General features: G+C 53.6%; 16 protein-coding genes. 11 read left to right on the top strand and 5 right to left on the bottom strand.

Annotated elements, in window-relative coordinates:
- Nucleotides 1-225 precede the first annotated feature (225 nt).
- The 7 genes from kdpF to NXT09_RS14320 all read left to right on the top strand — a co-directional run bounded on the left by kdpF (nt 226) and on the right by NXT09_RS14320 (nt 8938).
- Complete coding sequence (gene kdpF / locus NXT09_RS22595) at nt 226-315, top strand: K(+)-transporting ATPase subunit F (RefSeq protein WP_039290783.1); 90 nt, start codon at nt 226-228, stop codon at nt 313-315.
- The gene (kdpA, locus tag NXT09_RS14345) at nt 315-2003 is read left to right on the top strand and encodes a potassium-transporting ATPase subunit KdpA (RefSeq protein ID WP_268580104.1); all 1689 of its coding nucleotides are present in this window, start codon (nt 315-317) and stop codon (nt 2001-2003) included. Before kdpF ends, kdpA begins: the two co-directional genes overlap by 1 nt.
- Nucleotides 2004-2018: 15 nt before the next feature.
- Entirely contained in the window at nt 2019-4163 is a 2145-nt protein-coding gene (gene kdpB / locus NXT09_RS14340; RefSeq protein WP_268580103.1) for a potassium-transporting ATPase subunit KdpB, read from the top strand.
- Between the two features lie 12 nt (nt 4164-4175).
- A complete protein-coding gene (kdpC, locus tag NXT09_RS14335; RefSeq protein WP_268580102.1) occupies nt 4176-4751 on the top strand; it encodes a potassium-transporting ATPase subunit KdpC in 576 nt (191 codons plus the stop codon).
- Between the two features lie 227 nt (nt 4752-4978).
- Nucleotides 4979-7741: a two-component system sensor histidine kinase KdpD gene (gene kdpD / locus NXT09_RS14330; protein ID WP_268580101.1), complete on the top strand. Its 2763-nt coding sequence runs from the start codon at nt 4979-4981 to the stop codon at nt 7739-7741.
- Between the two features lie 5 nt (nt 7742-7746).
- Complete coding sequence (kdpE, locus tag NXT09_RS14325) at nt 7747-8427, top strand: two-component system response regulator KdpE (RefSeq protein ID WP_127156208.1); 681 nt, start codon at nt 7747-7749, stop codon at nt 8425-8427.
- A gap of 82 nt (nt 8428-8509) precedes the next feature.
- Nucleotides 8510-8938, top strand: a complete 429-nt coding sequence (locus NXT09_RS14320) for an EamA family transporter (RefSeq protein ID WP_010309405.1) — start codon at nt 8510-8512, stop codon at nt 8936-8938.
- Nucleotides 8939-9001: 63 nt separating this feature from the next.
- On the opposite strand, the gene pgm is transcribed toward NXT09_RS14320, so the two are convergent.
- On the bottom strand, nt 9002-10645 hold the full coding sequence (pgm, locus tag NXT09_RS14315; protein ID WP_268580100.1) for a phosphoglucomutase (alpha-D-glucose-1,6-bisphosphate-dependent): 1644 nt from the start codon (nt 10643-10645) through the stop codon (nt 9002-9004).
- A 46-nt stretch (nt 10646-10691) separates the two neighbouring features.
- On the bottom strand, nt 10692-11231 hold the full coding sequence (gene seqA / locus NXT09_RS14310) for a replication initiation negative regulator SeqA (protein WP_039472538.1): 540 nt from the start codon (nt 11229-11231) through the stop codon (nt 10692-10694).
- Between the two features lie 274 nt (nt 11232-11505).
- On the opposite strand from seqA, the gene ybfF reads away from it, so the two are divergent.
- Together ybfF and ybfE are read left to right on the top strand one after the other, a co-directional pair.
- Nucleotides 11506-12273, top strand: a complete 768-nt coding sequence (ybfF, locus tag NXT09_RS14305; RefSeq protein WP_119874785.1) for an esterase — start codon at nt 11506-11508, stop codon at nt 12271-12273.
- Between the two features lie 290 nt (nt 12274-12563).
- Entirely contained in the window at nt 12564-12845 is a 282-nt protein-coding gene (ybfE, locus tag NXT09_RS14300; RefSeq protein WP_010285457.1) for a LexA regulated protein, read from the top strand.
- A gap of 164 nt (nt 12846-13009) precedes the next feature.
- On the opposite strand, the gene NXT09_RS14295 is transcribed toward ybfE, so the two are convergent.
- Nucleotides 13010-14677 (bottom strand): methyl-accepting chemotaxis protein, encoded by a 1668-nt coding sequence (locus NXT09_RS14295; protein WP_240584808.1) that lies wholly within the window; start codon nt 14675-14677, stop codon nt 13010-13012.
- An 888-nt stretch (nt 14678-15565) separates the two neighbouring features.
- On the opposite strand from NXT09_RS14295, the gene fldA reads away from it, so the two are divergent.
- Together fldA and fur are read left to right on the top strand one after the other, a co-directional pair.
- Complete coding sequence (gene fldA / locus NXT09_RS14290; RefSeq protein WP_010285453.1) at nt 15566-16093, top strand: flavodoxin FldA; 528 nt, start codon at nt 15566-15568, stop codon at nt 16091-16093.
- 329 nt (nt 16094-16422) lie between these two features.
- Nucleotides 16423-16872 carry a ferric iron uptake transcriptional regulator gene (fur, locus tag NXT09_RS14285; protein WP_010285452.1) on the top strand — a complete coding sequence of 150 codons (450 nt, stop codon included), beginning with the start codon at nt 16423-16425 and terminating at the stop codon, nt 16870-16872.
- Between the two features lie 63 nt (nt 16873-16935).
- Here fur and glnS read toward each other — a convergent pair whose 3' ends face one another.
- Entirely contained in the window at nt 16936-18594 is a 1659-nt protein-coding gene (glnS, locus tag NXT09_RS14280; RefSeq protein WP_205552614.1) for a glutamine--tRNA ligase, read from the bottom strand.
- Between the two features lie 189 nt (nt 18595-18783).
- Nucleotides 18784-20280, bottom strand: coding sequence for an N-acetylglucosamine-specific PTS transporter subunit IIBC (gene nagE, locus NXT09_RS14275; RefSeq protein WP_268580098.1), 1497 nt, complete (start codon nt 20278-20280; stop codon nt 18784-18786).
- Between the last annotated feature and the right edge of the window lie 159 nt (nt 20281-20439).

Below are 20439 nucleotides of genomic sequence, written 5' to 3'. Positions count from 1 at the left end.
ATTAGTTAATTTATGGTTTTTAGATTGGATCACTTTATTCCCTTTCCTCAGTACCCGCTTCTCGCCACCTACAGCTTTACTGACGCCATAACGCCCTTATAGCCTCCACCGCCTACTTTTCATCCCATTTTTATACTTTTTTTACGCCCGCAGACGGGAAATTTGCACCTTCTTTTCCTGCGTTTTCCTACTCTGACGCTGTCTATTTTGTTCTGGAGGTGTGTTGTGACGCTTAGCATCGTCTTAGGCGGCCTGCTCGTGCTGCTGTTACTGGCCTATCTGGTTTATGCCTTGTTGAAGGCGGAGGAATTCTAATGGCCGCTGACGCTTTTCTACTGATCTTTGGTCTGCTACTTACCGTGCTGATCGTCGCTCAGCCGCTGGGCAGCGGACTGGCCCGTCTGATTGAGGGCGAAACGGGTGCGATCCTGCAAAAGTTTGAAGCGGGAACGGCGCGCCTTTTCGCTTTCGATACGACGGAGATGCGCTGGCAGCAGTATGCGGCGGCTATTCTGACGCTTAACCTGATCGGCATTGTCGTCTTGTTTATCCTGTTAATGGCGCAGGGGGTTCTGCCGCTTAACCCAGAAAATATGCCGGGGCTGTCGTGGCATTTGGCGTTAAATACGGCAATCAGCTTTGCCACCAACACCAACTGGCAGGCTTACAGCGGTGAAAACACGCTGAGCTACCTGAGCCAAATGGTTGGCTTAACGGTACAAAACTTCCTGTCCGCCGCCAGCGGCATTGCGGTGGCTTTCGCGTTAATCCGCGCCTTCTCCCGTCGCTGTGTCGACACGCTGGGCAACGCGTGGCTCGATCTGTTTCGTATCACGCTGTATGTGCTGCTGCCGCTGTCTCTGCTGCTGGCGCTGTTTTTTGTCAGCCAGGGCGTGTTGCAGAATCTGCTGCCTTACCAACATCTGACCACGTTGGACGGCGCAGCCCAAACGCTGCCGATGGGGCCGGTTGCCTCACAGGAAGCGATTAAACTGCTGGGCACCAACGGCGGTGGTTTCTTTGGTGCCAACTCGGCGCACCCGTTTGAAAACCCAACCGCGCTGAGCAACATCGTGCAAATGCTGGCGATCCTGTTGATCCCTACCGCGCTGTGCTTCGCCTTTGGCAAAGCCGTGAGCGACAAGCGTCAGGGCCACGCGCTGCTGTGGGCGATGGCGCTGATTTTTATCGTCGCCGCTGCCGTGGTGATGAAAATGGAGATCAACGGTAACCCGCATCTGCTGGCATTAGGCGCGGACAGCGCCGCAAATCTGGAAGGCAAAGAGACGCGTTTTGGCGTTCTGACGTCCAGCCTGTATGCCGTTGTCACCACGGCCACCTCGACGGGCGCGGTAAACGCGATGCACGACTCCTTCACCGCCCTCGGCGGCATGGTTCCCATGTGGTTGATGCAGATTGGTGAAGTTGTTTTCGGCGGTGTCGGTTCTGGCCTGTACGGCATGCTGCTGTTCGTCCTTCTGACCGTCTTTATTGCTGGCCTGATGATTGGTCGCTCACCGGAATATCTGGGCAAAAAGATCGAAGTCTATGAGATGAAGATGACGGCGCTGGCGATTCTGATTCCGCCCGCACTGGTGCTGCTCGGCACCGCGCTGGCGCTGAGTACGGAAGCCGGACGCAGCGGCATTCTGAATCCCGGCGCACACGGCTTTAGCGAAGTGCTCTATGCCGTGTCCTCCGCCGCGAACAACAACGGCAGCGCATTTGCTGGCCTGAGCGTTAACACGCCGTTCTATAACGTTCTGCTCGCTGTCGCCATGCTGCTGGGCCGCTTTGCCGTCATGATTCCCGTGCTGGCTATCGCCGGTTCGCTGGTCGTGAAAAAGCGCCAGCCGGAAAGCAAAGGCTCACTGTCTACTCGTAGTCCGCTGTTTATCGGCATGCTCATCGCCATCGTTCTGCTGATTGGCGCACTGACGTTTATCCCTGCACTGGCGTTAGGGCCAGTCGCTGAACATTTACAGTTCGGCCTGACTCACTAAGGCTGGAGACTTTTTATGACTCGTCACACGATGAATCATCAAGCAACACAGGAACCGATCTCTGCCCAGCAGAGCGAGGCTTCCCGCCACGTTGGCAAACGTAAACAGCAAGCGCTGTTTGATAGAACGTTAATCCGCTCGGCGCTGAAAGATGCGCTGAAGAAACTCGATCCGCGCATACAGTGGCGCAACCCAGTCATGTTCGTGGTGTATCTCGGCAGTATGCTGACGACCCTCGTCTGGCTGGCTATTCTGGCCGGTAAAACGGAAGGAAACGCCATGTTTACCGGACTGGTATCACTCTGGCTGTGGTTTACCGTGCTGTTCGCCAACATGGCCGAAGCGCTGGCGGAAGGTCGCAGTAAAGCGCAGGCCAACGCGCTCAAAGGCGTCAAAAAAACCAGTTGGGCTAACAAGCTCTCTGCCCCGCATCACGATGCCAGTTCGGAATCGGTGTCGGCCGATAGCCTGCGCAAGGGCGATATCGTGCTGGTGAGCGCGGGTGAAACCATTCCGTGCGACGGTGAGGTGTTGGAGGGCGGCGCGTCCGTCGATGAAAGCGCCATCACCGGGGAGTCCGCGCCAGTGATTCGCGAGTCCGGCGGCGATTTCGCCTCCGTCACCGGCGGCACACGCGTGCTGTCTGACTGGCTGGTGATTCAGTGCAGCGTCAATCCCGGCGAAACCTTCCTCGACCGGATGATTGCCATGGTCGAAGGCGCACAGCGTCGGAAAACGCCGAACGAAATCGCACTGACCATTCTGCTGATCGAGCTGACACTTATCTTCCTGCTGGTAACGGCCACGCTCTACCCGTTCTCCTGGTTCGGCGTACAGGCGAATCACAGCGGCGATGTTGTCGGCGTGACCGTACTTGTCGCCCTGCTCGTCTGCCTGATTCCCACCACCATCGGCGGCCTGCTGTCGGCTATAGGCGTAGCAGGGATGAGCCGGATGCTGGGAGCTAACGTGATTGCCACCAGCGGGCGTGCCGTCGAAGCGGCGGGCGATATTGACGTTCTGCTGCTGGATAAAACCGGCACGATTACGCTGGGCAACCGTCAGGCTTCCGCTTTCCTACCCGCGCCGGGTGTGACCGAACAGGCGTTGGCTGACGCCGCGCGTCTTGCCTCCTTAGCCGATGAAACGCCTGAAGGCCGCAGCATCGTAGTGCTGGCGAAGCAACGCTTTAATCTGGCAGATCAGGATCTCAGCTCACTGGACGCGACTTTTGTCCCCTTCACGGCTCAGACGCGCATGAGCGGTGTCAATGTTGGTCAGCGCACCATTCGTAAAGGTGCCGTCGATGCTCTGCGCCGCTACATTGAAGCGAACAACGGCGACTTCCCGCATCAGGTTGAAGAAGCAGTCTCCAACGTCGCACGCAGCGGAGGGACGCCGCTGGTTGTTGCGGAAGGTAAGCGCGTGCTTGGCGTGGTGGAACTGAAAGATATCGTGAAAAGCGGCATCAAAGAACGCTTTGCCGAGCTGCGCAGTATGGGGATCAAAACCGTGATGATCACCGGCGACAACCCGCTCACGGCAGCGGCGATTGCCGCAGAAGCCGGCGTCGATGATTTTCTGGCGGAAGCAACACCAGAAACCAAGCTGGCACTGATTCGCCAGTATCAGGCCGAAGGGCGGCTGGTGGCGATGACTGGCGACGGCACGAACGATGCTCCCGCGCTGGCGCAGGCCGATGTGGCGGTAGCCATGAACTCCGGCACGCAGGCAGCAAAGGAAGCGGGCAACATGGTTGATTTGGACTCCAATCCAACCAAGCTGATCGAAGTCGTGCACATCGGTAAGCAGATGCTGATGACGCGCGGCTCGCTGACGACGTTCAGTATCGCCAACGACGTGGCGAAGTATTTCGCCATTATCCCGGCCGCTTTTGCCGCCACCTATCCGCAGCTCAATGCGCTCAACGTGATGCAGTTGCACTCACCCACCTCAGCCATGCTGTCGGCGGTGATCTTCAATGCGCTGATTATCGTGTTTCTGATCCCGCTTGCGCTCAAAGGGATTCGCTATCGACCCATGAGCGCAGCGGCGCAGTTAAGCCGTAATCTGTGGATTTATGGTCTTGGCGGGCTGCTGGTGCCTTTCCTCGGTATCAAGCTGATTGATATGTTGCTGACTGGGCTGAATCTGGCTTAAGGACTGACGGGTATGCGCTATTTACGTTCTTCATTGTTTTTATTCTTATTATTGCTGCTGGTTACCGGTCTGGCCTACCCGCTGCTGACAACGGTGCTGGCACAGTGGCTGTTCCCGACACAGGCAAACGGATCGCTGATCTACCGTGAGAATACCGCCGTGGGGTCATCCCTGATCGGGCAGTCATTCAGTCGGGCGGGCTATTTTCAGGGGCGTCCGTCCGCCACGTCAGATGCGCCTTATAACGCGCTGGCATCCGGCGGTAGCAATCTGGCCGCCAGCAACCCGGCGCTGGACAAACAGATCGGTGAACGCGCCGCTCGCTGGCATCAGCTAGTTGGCAATCAGCAGCCGGTGCCAACTGAACTGTTGACGGCATCCGGCAGCGGGCTGGATCCGCAGATATCCCCAGAAACCGCACGCTATCAGGCACTCTACATTGCGCAGGCCAGAGGAATGTCGCTCCAACAGGTACAGCAACTGATCGATCGCTTTACCGAAACGAGTAAGCCCGCGTTCATTGGGCAGCCAGCGGTCAATGTCCTGCTGCTGAATCTGGCGCTGGATAAGGAAAAAGGCCTGCCTTAATCGACAGTGCGTTACTATTAATCATCATACCCGTCATACTTCAAGCTGCTTGTGCGTTGGCTGCCCTTACTCACCCCAGTCACTTACTTGTGTAAGCTCCTGGGGATTCGCGCGGTTGCCGCCTTCATGCAACTCGAATTATTTAGGGTATATACGGGGAGCCAGACTCCCCGCCGTCTTTGCTGCGGCCTGACGACTGTTCAGGCCGCGCTAATAAGGGATAGAACATGATTGACGGTGAAGATCGTCGCCCGGATCCCGATAGCCTGCTGGCTCAGGTCGGTGCGCCACCGCGTGGTAAGCTGAAAATCTTTTTTGGTGCCTGCGCGGGCGTCGGGAAAACCTACGCCATGTTGCAGGAAGCCCAGCGGCTGCGGGCGCAGGGGTTGGATATTCTTGTCGGCGTGGTAGAAACCCACGGCCGTAGCGAAACCGCTGCGCTGCTGGAGGGGTTGCCGCTGCTGCCGCTCAAGCATTTTCGCCACCACGGTCGCCATACTGTCGAATTCGATCTGGATGCGGCGCTGGCGCGCTGTCCGGCGCTGATTCTGATCGACGAACTGGCGCACAGTAACGTAAACGGCTCTCGCCACCCAAAACGCTGGCAGGACGTGCAGGAACTGCTCGATGCCGGTATCGATGTCTTTACCACGGTGAACGTTCAGCATCTGGAAAGCCTGAACGATGTGGTCGGCGGCGTCACGGGGATTCGCGTACGGGAAACTGTACCGGATCCGATATTCGATCAGGCCAGCGAAGTCATTCTGGTGGACTTGCCGCCGGACGATCTGCGACAGCGCCTGAATGAAGGCAAAGTGTATCTGCCGCTTCAGGCCGAGCGTGCCGTCGAGAATTTTTTCCGTAAAGGCAATTTGATCGCCCTGCGTGAACTGGCGCTGCGGCGTATGGCGGATCGGGTTGACGATCAGATGCGCGCCATGCGTGCCGGAAAAGGACGCGAACAGGTCTGGCATACGCGCGATGCCATTCTGTTATGCATCGGCCACGGTACGGGCAATGAAAAGCTGGTGCGTACGGCCGCGCGGCTGGCGGCACGGTTGGGCAGCGCCTGGCACGCCGTTTATGTCGAAACGCCGCGTCTGCACCGCTTGCCCGAACCGCAGCGGCGCGCCATTTTGCGGGCGCTCAAGCTGGCACAGGATTTAGGGGCAGAAACGGTTACGCTCTCTGAACCCGACGAAGAGCTTGCCGTCCTGCGCTATGCGCGTGAGCACAACCTCGGCAAAATCGTTATTGGTCGCCATGTGGATCAGCGCTTCGGCTGGTGGTGGCGCACGCGCTTTGCCGAACGACTCGGCAGGCTGGGGCCGGATCTCGATCTGGTCGTGGTGGCCGTGCAGGATGACGCACCAGCCGCACCAATTAAAACGCCGGATGCGCGCGGGCTGGTAGAAAAATGGCGTATGCAGCTGTTTGGCTGTGGGCTCGCCACGCTGCTGTGCGCCTTCATCACCCTAGTCGCCTCGTGGTCGCCGTTTGCCATGCTGGAGCCAGTCAATCTGGTGATGATTTATCTGCTGGCCGTGGTGATCGTCGCACTCTTCTTTGGTCGCTGGCCGTCGGTGTTCGCCGCCGTCATCAACGTCGCCAGTTTCGATCTCTTCTTTATTCTGCCGCGCGGCACGTTTGCCGTGTCGGATGCACAATATTTGGTCACCTTTGCCGTGATGCTTGGCGTCGGCCTGCTGGTCGGTAATCTGACCGCTGGCGTGCGCTATCAGGCCAGAGTCGCCCGCTATCGCGAGCAGCGCGTCCGCCATCTGTATGAGATGTCCAAAGCGCTGAACCGCAGCCTGTCCAGCGCCGATATTGTCGAAGCTAGCCAGCATTTTCTCAGCACGACGTTTCAGGCCAGAATCGCGGTTTTGCTCGCCGATAGCCTGCATCATACGTCGCCCGAACTTGCGCAGCCTGCACGGGACGGCCAGCAGCTGATTGTCGATCGGGCTATCGCCCGCTGGAGCTTCGATCATCGCGCGCCGGCCGGAGCGGGAACGTCCACCCTGCCCGGCGTGTCGTATCAGATTCTGCCGCTCGCCACCACGCAGCAAATCTTCGGCGTGTTGGCAATCGAGCCCAATAACGCCCGCCAGTTGATGATCCCCGAACAGCAGCGGCTGCTGGAAACCTTTACCGTGCTGATCGCCAACGCGCTGGAGCGTCTGCATCTGATGCAAAGCACGGAAAATGCCCGACTGGATGCCGAACGTGAGCAGTTGCGTAACTCGCTGCTTGCCGCGCTTTCACACGATCTCCGCACACCGCTGACCGTCCTTTTTGGTCAGGCCGAGATTCTGACGTTGAATCTGGCAAGTGAAGGGTCGCCCTATGCTCAGCAGGCCAACCAGATCCGCCAGCATATTTTAAACACCACGCGGCTGGTGAATAATCTGCTCGATATGGCGCGCATTCAGTCGGACGGCTTTAACCTGCGCAAAGAGTGGCAAACGCCGGAGGAACTCATCGGCAGTGCTCTGCAGCAGTTGGAAAGCGCACTGGCGAAAAACACCATTCAGGTTAATCTACCTGATGAGATGGTTCTGGTTTATTGTGATGCGGGGCTAATGGAACGCGTGTTCATTAACCTGCTGGAGAATGCGCTGAAGTACGCCGGAGAGCAGGCCACCATCGTGATTTCGGCGAGCGTGATTCCCACAAACCTTATTGCAGAGAACACAGCCTCGCAGCCCGCTGCGCAGGAAAACGCTTTGGAAATCATCGTGCAGGACAATGGCCCGGGGATTGAGCACGGCCAGGAAAGCATGATTTTTGATAAATTTTCCCGTGGTCACAAAGAGTCATCGATTCCCGGCGTGGGGCTGGGACTGGCGATCTGTCGGGCAATTGTGGAAATTCACGGCGGCCGTATCTGGGCAACGAATGCGGAAAGCGGCGGTGCAGCTTTCCATTTCACCCTACCGCTATCGGCACCGCCGGATCTCGAACCGGAAGATATTGAGGAGCACTGAATCCATTGCAGGCCACTATTTTAATCGTTGAAGATGAAAAAGAGATCCGTCGTTTTGTTCGTCAAGCGCTGGAAGGCGAAGGCTGTCGCGTGTTTGACGCCGAAACGATGCAGCGCGGCTTGCTGGAAGCGGCCACGCGTAAACCCGATCTGATTATTCTCGATTTGGGTCTGCCAGACGGCAACGGTATCGACTACATCCGCGATTTACGCCAGTGGAGCAGCCTGCCCGTGATTGTGCTGTCTGCCCGCACCGACGAGCAGGATAAAATAGACGCGCTGGATGCGGGTGCCGATGATTACCTGACCAAGCCATTTGGTATCGGCGAATTGCTGGCACGACTGCGCGTCGCGCTGCGTCGCCACAGCAATACACAGCAGGAAACGCCGCTGGTGAACTTCGGTAATATTACCGTCGACTTACTCAATCGGCAGGTGAATCGTGACGGTCAGGAACTGCACCTGACGCCCATCGAATTTCGCCTGCTGGCAACACTCCTCGCCAACCCTGGGAAAGTGCTGACACAACGTCAGCTCCTGACGCAGGTTTGGGGGCCGAATGCCGTCGAACACAGCCACTACTTGCGCATTTATATGGGGCACCTGCGCCAGAAGCTGGAAAGCGATCCGGCAAGACCGCGCCATCTCTTGACTGAAACCGCTATCGGCTATCGTTTTATGCCGTAAAATCACATTTCTGTATCAGGCAACGTCCGTGGAGAACATCTCCCGCAGTACGTGCCTGTCTTTTCTTCAGGAATACGCCGTCATGAGTAGTTGGTTAATTTACGCCTTGCTGTCTGCTGTGTGCGCCGCGATGGTCGCGATATTTGGCAAGATCGGTCTGCAAAACTTGGACGCCAATACGGCGACCGCGATTCGTGCCGTCATCATGGCACTTTTTCTGGTGGGAGTGGTGGTCGCACAGGGCAAACTGGCACTGGTCGGTGAGGTTGTCGCCAATAAGAAAGCGCTGTTGTTCATTGTGCTCAGCGGCGTCGCAGGTGCGCTGTCGTGGCTATTTTACTTTGTCGCATTGAAGAACGGTAACGTCGCACAGGTCGCGCCGATCGATAAGCTCAGCGTGGTCTTCGCTGTCGTGCTGGCAGTAATACTGCTGGGAGAAAAAATTTCGCTGATGGCGGGAGCTGGCGTGGCGCTGATTTCCGTCGGAGCGCTGCTGGTCGCGTTGGGATAAAGGCGTTCTGCGTTTTCTGTCCGTACAAGATTAAAAAAGGCGCTGCAAGCAGCGCCTTTTCACTTATTTAGCTGTTGCCAGTACCGCACTGACAATCTCTACCGCTTCTTTCTCGATTCGCTCGCGGTGTTCCGCCCCGAGGAAACTTTCACAGTAGATCTTGTAGGCTTCTTCCGTACCGGAAGGACGTGCAGCAAACCAGCCGTTCTCCGTCATCACTTTCAGGCCACCAATCGATGCCCCGTTGCCCGGCGCAGCGGTCAGGCGTGCAGTAATCGGATCGCCCGCCAGCGTGCTGGCTGATACCTGCTCAGGCGACAGCTTGGACAGCACGGCTTTTTGCGCATGCGTCGCGGATGCCTGAATACGGTTGTAGCTCGGCGCGCCAAAGCGCTGTGCCAGCTCATCATAGTGCTGCTGCGGGTTTTTACCCGTTACGGCCGTAATTTCCGCCGCCAGCAGACACAGAATGATGCCGTCTTTGTCCGTCGACCACGGCATGCCGTCGAAACGCAGGAAAGATGCCCCTGCGCTCTCTTCACCGCCGAAGCCAAAGCTGCCGTCATACAGACCGTCAACGAACCATTTGAAGCCAACCGGTACTTCCACCAGCTTACGGCCCAAATCTGCCACGACGCGATCGATCATCGCACTGGATACCAGCGTTTTGCCGACAGCAACAGACTGTCCCCACTGTGGACGATGCTGGAACAGATAGTTGATCGCCACCGCCAGATAGTGGTTCGGGTTCATCAGCCCGGAAGGCGTGACAATACCGTGGCGGTCATAGTCAGGATCGTTGGCAAACGCCAGATCGAATTTGTCACGCAACGCCAGCAGTCCAGCCATCGCGAATTCTGACGAGCAATCCATCCGGATTACGCCGTCGTGATCCAGCGACATAAAGCGGAATGTCTGATCGACGGCATCGTTCACCAGCGTCAGATCCAGCTTGTAGTGCTCTGCGATACGCTGCCAGTAGGCAATACCGGAACCACCCAGTGGGTCAACCCCCAGCTTCAGACCGGCGCGTTGGATCGCTGCCATGTCCACCACGCTAGCCAGACCTTCGACATAGGCCTGAACCAGATCCTGTTCATGGACGTGTCCGCTGTTCAACGCCTGATCCAGCGTAATGCGCTTCACGTCACGCAGTTCATCTGCCAGCAGCGCGTTAGCACGCGTCTCAATCACGCTGGTGAGGTTGGTATCTGCTGGGCCACCGTTTGGCGGATTATATTTGATCCCGCCATCTTCAGGCGGGTTGTGGGACGGCGTAATCACAATACCGTCCGCCAGCGCACCGCCCTGACGATTGTGAACCAGAATCGCGTTAGACACCGCAGGCGTTGGGGTAAAACCATTATCCAACTGCACGATCACATCCACGCCGTTGGCAGCCAGCACCTCAAGCACGGAGATAAACGCCGGCTCGGAGAGCGCGTGCGTATCTTTACCGACATAGCACGGGCCGCTGATGCCTTGCTTTTTACGCTCTTCTGCAATCGCCTGCGCAATCGCCAGAATGTGCGGTTCATTAAAGCTATGACGCCCCGCGCTACCGCGATGGCCAGACGTACCGAATTTCACCGCGTGCGCTGTGTTGCCGACTTCCGGGCGCAGCACATAATATTGTGACGTTAACTGTGCCACATTAATCAAATCGCTCTGCTGGGCAGGCTGTCCGGCCCTTGGGTGATTAGCCATTGGGCTTCTCCCTAACGCTGTAGTTAGATAAGTGGTTAATAGGTAATTAGATAGTGCCGCACACTTTTTCTGTCAGTTCCGCAGGGAACTGCATCGTCAGCATGATGTGCTCAACCATGCTGCGCTTACGACCGGTATTCGTGTTGGTGATCACCCAGTATGGCGTGCCCGGAATATGTTTGGGCTTGGTGTGTGTGCCATGCTGAAGCAACGTTTGCTGGTCGCCCGCGAAATAGACGCGTGTACGGCCATGCAGAGATTCTGTCGCGGCAGCAAATTCCTGCGGCGATAAGGTATACAGCGTGGACAGAACCAGCATAAAGCGGTTGATAGCTTTATTCTGTTCAGCGTATTCATCCGACAGCAGCAGCTCACGCAGCGTTCGTACCCGATCGCGCGGGCTCGGTGCAGCGGCAGGCTGAGACGTCGTCGTCGTTGCAACAGCCGCTACCGCGGGCGTAGTGACAGGCTGCCCAGCGGTAAATTTCAGCATGCGCCGTAAAATATCTGATGCGCTCTCACCAATATGCTGTGTGTGGCTGGCAATATAACGATAAAGCTCTTCGTCGACTTCAATAGTTTTCATCTTTATCCAGTGCTGTTTTTACCCATTATCATGCAAATTACAGAGCCGTTTCCCTTCTGTAACCCGGTATCTATGGGTAGATGACTCAAATCAAAAGGATTATACAGGCGTTCAAACATTATCGAACAGCGGCATAGTGGGACAATAGCAAAAGTCAGACTATGCCCCAATGCCTTTCACATCTATTCAAGTGACTATACGAGTCCCTTCGGTGACAACATTGATTCTAAAGTCATGATACCCTAAGCCCCTGTCTCTCTGAATGAACTTCACCATGAAATTGAATCATCGCTGGCAAAATGCGCACCAGCCCACAGATAAGCTCCCTGTCGTCCTGATTCATGGCCTGTTTGGTACATTAGATAACCTTGGCGTATTGGGACGGGATTTGCAAAACACGCATGACATTCTGCAAATCGATTTACGTAATCACGGTTTGTCGCCGCGTTCATCGCAGATGAACTACCCCGCGATGGCGCAGGACGTGCTGGCATTACTGGATGAACTGAACATCGAACGCGCTATCGTGATTGGGCATTCAATGGGCGGGAAAGTCGCGATGGCGCTCAGCGCGCTCATTCCCGAACGGTTGGACAAGCTGGTCGCGATTGATATTGCGCCGGTGGATTATCAGGTGCGCCGCCACGACACTATCTTTGCCGCACTGCGTGCAGTAACAGAAGCGGGCGTGACATCACGCGCAGAAGCGACAACACTCATGCGCCAGCACATAAAGGAAGACGGCGTGATTCAGTTTTTGCTGAAATCCTTCCAACAGGGAGAGTGGCGTTTTAACGTGCCGGTGCTGTGGGATGAGTACGAAAACATCGTCGGCTGGCAAGAGGTTCCGGCTTGGCAAGGGCCCATCCTCTTCATTCGCGGCGGCGATTCTCCCTATCTGGACGATTCCTACCGCGATTCGCTATTGCGTCAATTCCCGGCGGCGCGTGCGCATGTGATCAGCGGTGCTGGACACTGGGTTCACTCAGAAAAACCCGATGCGGTTTTGCGCGCTACCCACCGTTTTCTGGACACGAATTAACCAGACGACACTGACACTGGCGGATTCATGATAACGACGGCAGTTAACCGTTGTCGCCGCCAGTGCGGCTAGGGTATGATGGCGCCCGCAGTAGAGGGACGGCTGATTCAGCCACAAGCATTGTAACCACTTCATCAAAATGCACGCATCACTTCCCGACATGTTTCACAGATAGAAAACCGCCACCTGACAATCCTGTAGCAGGATGAGAACAGGCATCGGTGTTATCTTTTGAACAAGACGGACAGCGCCGCGTATTTTGGTCCGAATACCTTGCAGTATCATTACTTATGGCAAAAGAACAAACGGATCGCACCACACTGGATCTGTTCGCAGACGAGCGTCGTCCGGGCCGCCCCAAGACCAACCCGCTCACGCGTGACGAACAACTAAGAATCAACAAGCGTAATCAACTACGTCGCGATAAAGTTCGTGGGTTGCGCCGTGTTGAATTAAAGATAAACAGCGACGCCGTCGATATCCTGAACAGCCTTGCTGAAGAGCGGAACATTAGCCGCAGTGAATTGATTGAAGAGATGCTGCTGGCGCAGTTGGCCGAACAGCAATCCTGATTGACGTAACCTGATATTTATATAACGTAGAATTTAAATAACGTTGTATTTAAATAACCTTGTATTTTAATCGCTTAGGTATTCACATCTTGTGCGGCGCCATTTCTGACGCCGCCTGAACATTCACCCAAGATTACACACGCTCTCTCAGATTAAAACGACGCTTAGAATTTTTCCCAATTGTCGTTACTGGGCGGTAGCGCTTTGCCCGCACGCGGGGCAATCACCGGAGTTTTCAACACCGGTTTTGCCGCCACTTGCAGTCCTGACTGCGTATCGGACAGCTGGAACAGCGACACAGTCTGGTTCAACAACGCCGCCTGCTCTTCCAGCGACAAGGCTGCTGACGAGGCCTGTTCAACCAACGCGGCGTTTTGCTGCGTTACGCTGTCCATTTCCGCCACGGCCTGACCAACCTGCGCAATCCCTTTGCTTTGTTCTTCCGATGCCGACGCAATTTCACCCATGATATCCGTCACGTTAGTCACCGCACGGACGATATCCTGCATGGTGTCACCCGCGTCGCTAACCAGATTGGAGCCGGTATCCACACAGCGAACAGACTCAGAAATCAGTCCTTCAATCTCTTTCGCTGCCTGCGCACTACGCTGCGCCAAACTGCGTACTTCTCCCGCTACTACGGCAAAACCACGCCCTTGTTCACCCGCACGCGCTGCTTCTACCGCCGCGTTCAGCGCCAGAATGTTGGTCTGGAACGCGATGCCGTTAATCACGGTGGTGATCTCTGCGATTTTTCTCGAGCTGCCGGAGATTTCCGCCATGGTTTTCACCACATTCTCAACGATTTCACCGCCCTTCTTCGCCGTTGTCGAGGCTTGTAATGCCAGTTGGCTAGCGTGGTTGGCGTTTTCGGCGTTCTGTTTCACCGTTGCCGTCAGTTGCTCCATACTCGCCGCGGTTTCTTCCAGCGCGGAAGCTTGCTCTTCGGTACGTGAAGACAGATCGTTGTTGCCCGCGGCAATCTCAGAAGCGCCCTGATAGATGGAATCCGTACTGTTTCTGATCGTGCTAACCGTGCTGGCCAAACTCCCCTGCATTTCACGCAGCAGTGGGAACAGGCGACCGACGCAGTTATTACCAAAGTCCAGAATCGGTTTGCCCAAGTGGCCGGAAGCAATCACGCTAAAGTGATAGCGCAGATCGTTTAACGGACGAACCAGACACACCACCAGATAGCGGTCGGTCAGGAACAGCATGACCAGGCCGATAATCAACCCGCTCAGCAAAATGTTCTGTCCAATCGTGGTGATTTGTTCAAAACGAACACCGGCGGCATCGAATTTCTCTGCGCTGGCGTTACTGAATGCGGAGAGAGAGGCGCCAAACTGGCGGCTCAATGGTGGCACAACGTTCTTGGCTTGATTTTGGTAGTCATCCAGCGCATTGGCAGCGGCCTTCTGGTAAAGGGGTTCAACGCCTTGGATAACCAGATTATCCCAGTCACGGCTAACGGCCTGTACCAGCGCAGCATCCAGACCTGCATGATCGATAGCATTAAACGCCACCAAATCAGATTTCAGTTTATTCAGCGCGACAAGTGCAGAAGCCTGCTCTTTATCTGCTGTGGCATTATCACCGCTGCGACGGGCGTCAACTGCACGCGCCAGACGGGTTACCATACGGAAATATTGATCGTTGCCCTGGTTGATAAAATTCATGTTCTGAACCAGCAAGGTGCTGGTTTTCGAGGTCGCCGTCATCTCTTTAAAAGAGAACATGGTATATATCGATACGCCACCCCAAAGAACACAAAAAATGCCCAGTACCCATAGCATAGCGGTTCTGATGGCAATATTTTTTATAAGTTTCATAGCTCACTCCAAATCAGGAAAATGGTTAAAAAGATTTTTATCGCTAATCAACCGATATGAATCAGAAAATTCACACCATGAAACAGGTCACTTCTCCCTAGCGTTCAAATTTCACCGAGTTGAAAACACAAAAACCACGCTAACTCATCGGCTAAACACAGAGAATATTTAGCGTTCTCGCTATATTTCTTAATATAATTTTTCATACTGAGAATAAGCGCACCTATTTTTATAGATATAAGTCTTTTAATCATAGGCTTGCAAACGAATACATCGCTTACCCACGTCCTGCGTGAGTTGGTATGAATATGCGATTAGGTGAAAAGGCAATTTGGATGAAATTTCATTTTATTCTTTAACATCAAAAGAATAAAACCTTCCCTTATACACTTGCATCGTTTCAGCTGCAAATGGTTATAATTCTTATTTCCATTCATTAAGAATATTCCCGCGAAATGTTACAAACGTTCAATTCTATAAAAACATTATCTTTTGTAAGTACTTTAATTCCCACGAATAGCAATGTACCGTTCCGTGATTTTTATTCCTCACAAACAGAAGTCTGCTTTTAATTACAATTGAAACAAACAATGAAATAAAAAATACATTCATAAAAAATGAAACGTCGTTGCAAATATATAACCGCAATTATATTAAGGAAATGTGTGCGTAATCCCAGACAATAACATAATCCCTATTCATTATGGGGAATTTAGCCTCAAGCAGAGATACGTTTCGTTTCCTGACTCACCTTCGCATGCCACACGCTCTTGATTTACGCATCCTTACCGATACGAGTTTCTCCCGATGTGAGTGTCTGTTATTATTAACAGATAAGTGGGTGAAACATTACACCATACCATTAGGAATCAAGAGGTTATTCAATTCATGGCACTCATCGGAATATTCTTTGGCAGTGATACTGGCAACACTGAAAACATCGCCAAAACGATTCAACAGCAGTTAGGCACCAACGTCGCTGATGTTCATGACATCGCCAAAAGCAGCAAAGAAGACCTCGAAGGTTTCGATATTCTGCTGCTGGGTATTCCAACCTGGTATTACGGTGAAGCTCAGTGCGATTGGGATGACTTCTTCCCGTCGCTGGAGGAAGTGGATTTCACAGGAAAATTGGTTGCCCTGTTTGGCTGCGGCGATCAGGAAGACTATGCAGAGTACTTCTGTGATGCCATGGGCACCATCCGCGACATTATTGAGCCGCGCGGCGCGACGATTGTCGGCCACTGGCCAACAGAGGGCTATTACTTTGAAGCCTCTAAAGGACTCGCAGACGACAATCACTTCATCGGTCTGGCTATCGATGAAGACCGTCAGCCTGAACTGACCAGCGAACGCGTAACAACGTGGGTGAAACAGATCAGCGATGAGTTGAACCTGAAAGAACTGGTTGGCTAAGCCATTTCGGCTCTGATAATCCCTATCAGAGCCGAAACAGCATTGATAGGTAAAACCTTTCATAATAATTGATACATTTTTTTAACTTCTATCAGTAAACCTGTACAATAATCCCATCGGCTTTGTATGTGCATCATCATTTCCTCATTCATCAACAACGAATTGCGTTGTATACCAATAGTGTGAATGGGGACAATATTGTTAACATTCCCTTGTTTTCATTTTGTATGCGCGGTTCTATAATTGAGACGCTTTTGCATTTTTTGAGCCGACCGATGTCATAGGCTAGGCAGCCTCCATTGATAAGTAAGCAACAGGATTAAACCCGCATGACTGACAACAACACCGCATTAAAGAAGGCCGGCCTGAAAGTCACTCTTCCAAGACTGAAAATACTGGAAGTGTTACAGGACCCTGTCTGCCATCACGTCAGTGCGGAAGATTTATATAAGAAACTGATTGATATGGGCGAAGAGATTGGTCTTGCTACCGTCTATCGCGTACTCAACCAGTTTGATGATGCGGGTATCGTAACCCGTCACAACTTCGAAGGTGGCAAATCCGTCTTTGAATTGACGCAGCAGCATCATCACGATCACTTAATTTGCCTCGACTGTGGCAAAGTCATTGAATTCCGCGATGAATACATCGAAGCACGTCAGCGTGAAATCGCAGAAAGACACGGCATCAAGCTGTCCAACCACAGTCTGTATCTCTATGGGCATTGCAGTGAAGGGGATTGCCGAGAGGACGAAACCCTGCACGATTCCACACGATAAATCGACCGCATAAAAAAATAAAACCGCCGAGGCGGTTTTATTTTTGTCTTCTTACCGGTGGCCTTAGCCTACCCAGGTATCACGTAGCCCAACCGTACGGTTAAACACCAGATGTTCTGCACTGGAGTAAACGCGGTCAGCACAGAAATAGCCTTCACGCTCAAACTGATACGCTTTCTCTACTTCTGCCTGCGCCAGGCTCGCTTCTACAAAACCTTGCGTAATTTTCAGTGAGTCTGGATTAATCGTCGACAGGAAGTCTTCCGCCGCACCCGGGTTTGCCACACTGAACAGACGATCGTACAAGCGGAATTCTGCTGGTACCGCGTGTGCCGCAGAAACCCAGTGGATAACGCCTTTTACTTTACGACCGTCAGCCGGATCTTTGCTCAGCGTTTCCGCATCATAGCTACAGTAGATCGTGGTGATAGTACCCTGCTCGTCTTTTTCAATGCGCTCTGCTTTGATCACATAAGCGTTACGCAGACGCACTTCTTTACCCAGCACCAGACGCTTGTACTGCTTATTGGCTTCTTCACGGAAGTCAGCACGATCGATGTAAACTTCGCGGCTGAATGCGACCTGACGTGAACCCATTTCTGGCTTGTTCGGATGGTTTGGCATCGCGACAAACTCTTCATGCTCGGCTGACAGATTCTCGATCACGACTTTGACCGGATCCAGCACCGCCATGGCACGCGGAGCGTTCTCATTCAGGTCGTCACGGATACAGGACTCAAGCGCGGCCATTTCCACGTTGTTATCCTGCTTCGTTACGCCGATGCGCACACAGAATTCACGGATAGAGGCTGAGCTATAACCACGACGACGCAGACCAGAGATGGTCGGCATACGCGGATCGTCCCATCCTTCAACGACGTTTTCCACCACGAGCTGATTCAGCTTACGCTTGGACATAATCGCGTATTCGAGATTCAGACGAGAGAACTCGTACTGACGCGGATGGCAAGGAATGGTGATGTTATCCAGCACCCAGTCATACAGACGGCGGTTGTCCTGGAATTCCAGCGTACACAGCGAATGTGTGATCCCTTCCAGCGCATCAGAAATGCAGTGGGTGAAGTCATACATCGGGTAGATGCACCACTTATTGCCCGTCTGGTGATGATCGGCAAATTTAATGCGATACAGAACCGGATCGCGCATCACGATAAAGGACGATGCCATATCGATTTTTGCACGCAGACAGGCTGTACCCTCCGCAAATCCACCGTTACGCATTTTTTCAAACAGCGACAGGTTTTCCTGCACGGTACGATCGCGGTAAGGGCTGTTTTTGCCCGGTGCCGTCAGCGTGCCGCGGTATTCGCGGATCTGCTCAGGCGTCAGTTCATCAACGTAAGCCAGCCCTTTACCGATCAGCTCAACCGCATAAGCGTGCAGTTGATCGAAATAATCAGAAGAATAGCGAACGTCGCCGCTCCATGAAAAACCCAGCCACTCGACGTCGCGTTTGATCGACTCAACGTATTCGATGTCTTCTTTTACCGGGTTGGTGTCGTCAAAACGCAGGTTGCATTGCCCCTGATAGTCACGCGCGATACCAAAATTCAGGCAAATAGACTTCGCATGCCCAATATGCAGATAGCCGTTCGGCTCTGGCGGGAAACGCGTCTGAATATGGTCATGCTTACCGGACGCCAGATCTTCATCGATAATCTGACGGATAAAGTTGGTTGGGCGGGCTTCAGCCTCACTCATTCTTCATTCCTCAATGCTAAAACGACGTATAACCGACAATGATCCAACAAGCTACGCTGGGAAACAACCGTTAGTTTCATTTAATTATTCATAACGAAAAAAAAGGGCGAGATTGCTATCTCGCCCTATGCATTTCATCGGTATAACACCGCGTTAAACGATCAACATCGTCGTATTACGCCTTGTCATCTATATCTTGTCATACTCTGCTTTCAGCGCGGTCGCTATCGATTCAGCCTGTGTGCCTACCACAATCTGTACGCTCTGCTTATTCAGACGAATAACGCCCGCCGCACCAAGACGTTTTGCCTGTGCATCATCAACCAGAGAGGAATCAGCCACGTTCAAACGCAGACGTGTGATACAGGCATCAATGCCAGTCAGATTGGCCTTTCCGCCAAGCGCCTGCAAATAGCCCCGCGCCAGCGTCACAGCATCGCTTGATTTCTCACCCGCAGACGCAGTGCTCACGTCATAGCCATCGGCTTCGCTACCGCTCACAGCCAACTCACGCCCCGGCGTTAACAGATTGAAGCGAGTGATGGTAAAACGGAATACCACATAGTAAATGACGAAGAAGACCAGTCCCTGAGCAAGCAGCATGTACCACTGAGTGGCCAGCGGATTACGCGAGGACAGCACCATATCCACCAGACCTGCACTGAAACCAAAACCGGCAATCCAATGCATACTGGCCGCGATAAAGACGGAAAAACCGGTCAGCAGCGCATGCAGGAAATACAGCACCGGCGCAACAAACATGAAGGAGAATTCCAGCGGTTCGGTGATCCCGGTAAAGAAAGAGGCAAATGCCGCCGCCAGCATAATGCCAGCCACTTTGCTTTTGTTCTCAGGGCGTGCACAGTGATAAATCGCCAGCGCAGCACCCGGCAGGCCGAACATCATAATCGGGAAGAAGCCCGCCTGATAACGTCCGGTGATCCCCACCACTGCTTTGCCAGAGTCGATAGACTGTTGGCCAGCCAGGAAGTTAGGAATATCGTTGATACCCGCGACATCAAACCAGAACACGGAATTCAGCGCATGGTGCAATCCAACAGGAATCAGCAAACGGTTAAAGAAGGCATAAACCCCAGCGCCAACCGAACCCAGCTGTTGAATGTGTTCACCGAACGACACCAGCGCATTGTAAATCACCGGCCAGACGTACATTAGAATGAACGCCACCAGAATCATCAGGAAAGAAACCAGAATCGGGACCAAACGGCGTCCACTGAAGAACGACAGCGCCTTAGGCAACTCTACCTGACTAAAGCGATTATACAGTTCGGCGGACATGACGCCGACCAGAATCCCGATGAACTGGTTTTCAATCTTGCCAAATGCAGCAGGTACCTGTTCAACGGGGATCCGTTGGATCATGGCAACAACGGCCGGTGAACACAGCGTGGTCAGCACCAGATAACCGACAAAACCGGTCAATGCCGCCGCACCATCTTTATCTTTCGACATACCGTACGCGACACCAACGGCAAACAGCACGGCCATATGCCCGATAATCGCCTCACCCGATTTGATGAGGAGAGCCGCCAACGCGTTCTCGCTTCCCCAGCCAACCGGATCAATCCAGTAACCTATCCCCATCAGGATAGCGGCAGCAGGCAGCGTCGCGACAGGCACCATCAATGCCCGACCGACTTTTTGTAAATAGCTCAGAGTACTCACTTTTCCCTCTCTTACCTTTGCGAGGTAATGAAATGTTGTGGGGCAAACAAACCTGCCAATAAATTTCACTGCCGAAGAACGCCGCTGTCGAAAACGTCATTGTCGAAAAAACGTGGCAGCGGTAGTTCTTAGGGGGAGTGTAAGAAAAATAATTCGCTA

The sequence above is a fragment of the Pectobacterium jejuense genome (genome assembly GCF_026800125.1).
Lineage (GTDB): Bacteria > Pseudomonadota > Gammaproteobacteria > Enterobacterales > Enterobacteriaceae > Pectobacterium > Pectobacterium jejuense.
Note: the sequence above shows the minus strand (reverse complement) of the source record. Positions and strands in the feature narration are given on the sequence as shown.

Coding starts and splice junctions, on each gene's coding strand:
- kdpA (WP_268580104.1), top strand. CDS start 315: ATGGCCGCTGACGCTTTTCTACTGATCTTTGGTCTGCTACTTACCGTG.
- kdpB (WP_268580103.1), top strand. CDS start 2,019: ATGACTCGTCACACGATGAATCATCAAGCAACACAGGAACCGATCTCT.
- kdpC (WP_268580102.1), top strand. CDS start 4,176: ATGCGCTATTTACGTTCTTCATTGTTTTTATTCTTATTATTGCTGCTG.
- kdpD (WP_268580101.1), top strand. CDS start 4,979: ATGATTGACGGTGAAGATCGTCGCCCGGATCCCGATAGCCTGCTGGCT.
- NXT09_RS14320 (WP_010309405.1), top strand. CDS start 8,510: ATGAGTAGTTGGTTAATTTACGCCTTGCTGTCTGCTGTGTGCGCCGCG.
- pgm (WP_268580100.1), bottom strand. CDS start 10,645: ATGGCTAATCACCCAAGGGCCGGACAGCCTGCCCAGCAGAGCGATTTG.
- seqA (WP_039472538.1), bottom strand. CDS start 11,231: ATGAAAACTATTGAAGTCGACGAAGAGCTTTATCGTTATATTGCCAGC.
- ybfF (WP_119874785.1), top strand. CDS start 11,506: ATGAAATTGAATCATCGCTGGCAAAATGCGCACCAGCCCACAGATAAG.
- ybfE (WP_010285457.1), top strand. CDS start 12,564: ATGGCAAAAGAACAAACGGATCGCACCACACTGGATCTGTTCGCAGAC.
- NXT09_RS14295 (WP_240584808.1), bottom strand. CDS start 14,677: ATGAAACTTATAAAAAATATTGCCATCAGAACCGCTATGCTATGGGTA.
- fldA (WP_010285453.1), top strand. CDS start 15,566: ATGGCACTCATCGGAATATTCTTTGGCAGTGATACTGGCAACACTGAA.
- fur (WP_010285452.1), top strand. CDS start 16,423: ATGACTGACAACAACACCGCATTAAAGAAGGCCGGCCTGAAAGTCACT.
- glnS (WP_205552614.1), bottom strand. CDS start 18,594: ATGAGTGAGGCTGAAGCCCGCCCAACCAACTTTATCCGTCAGATTATC.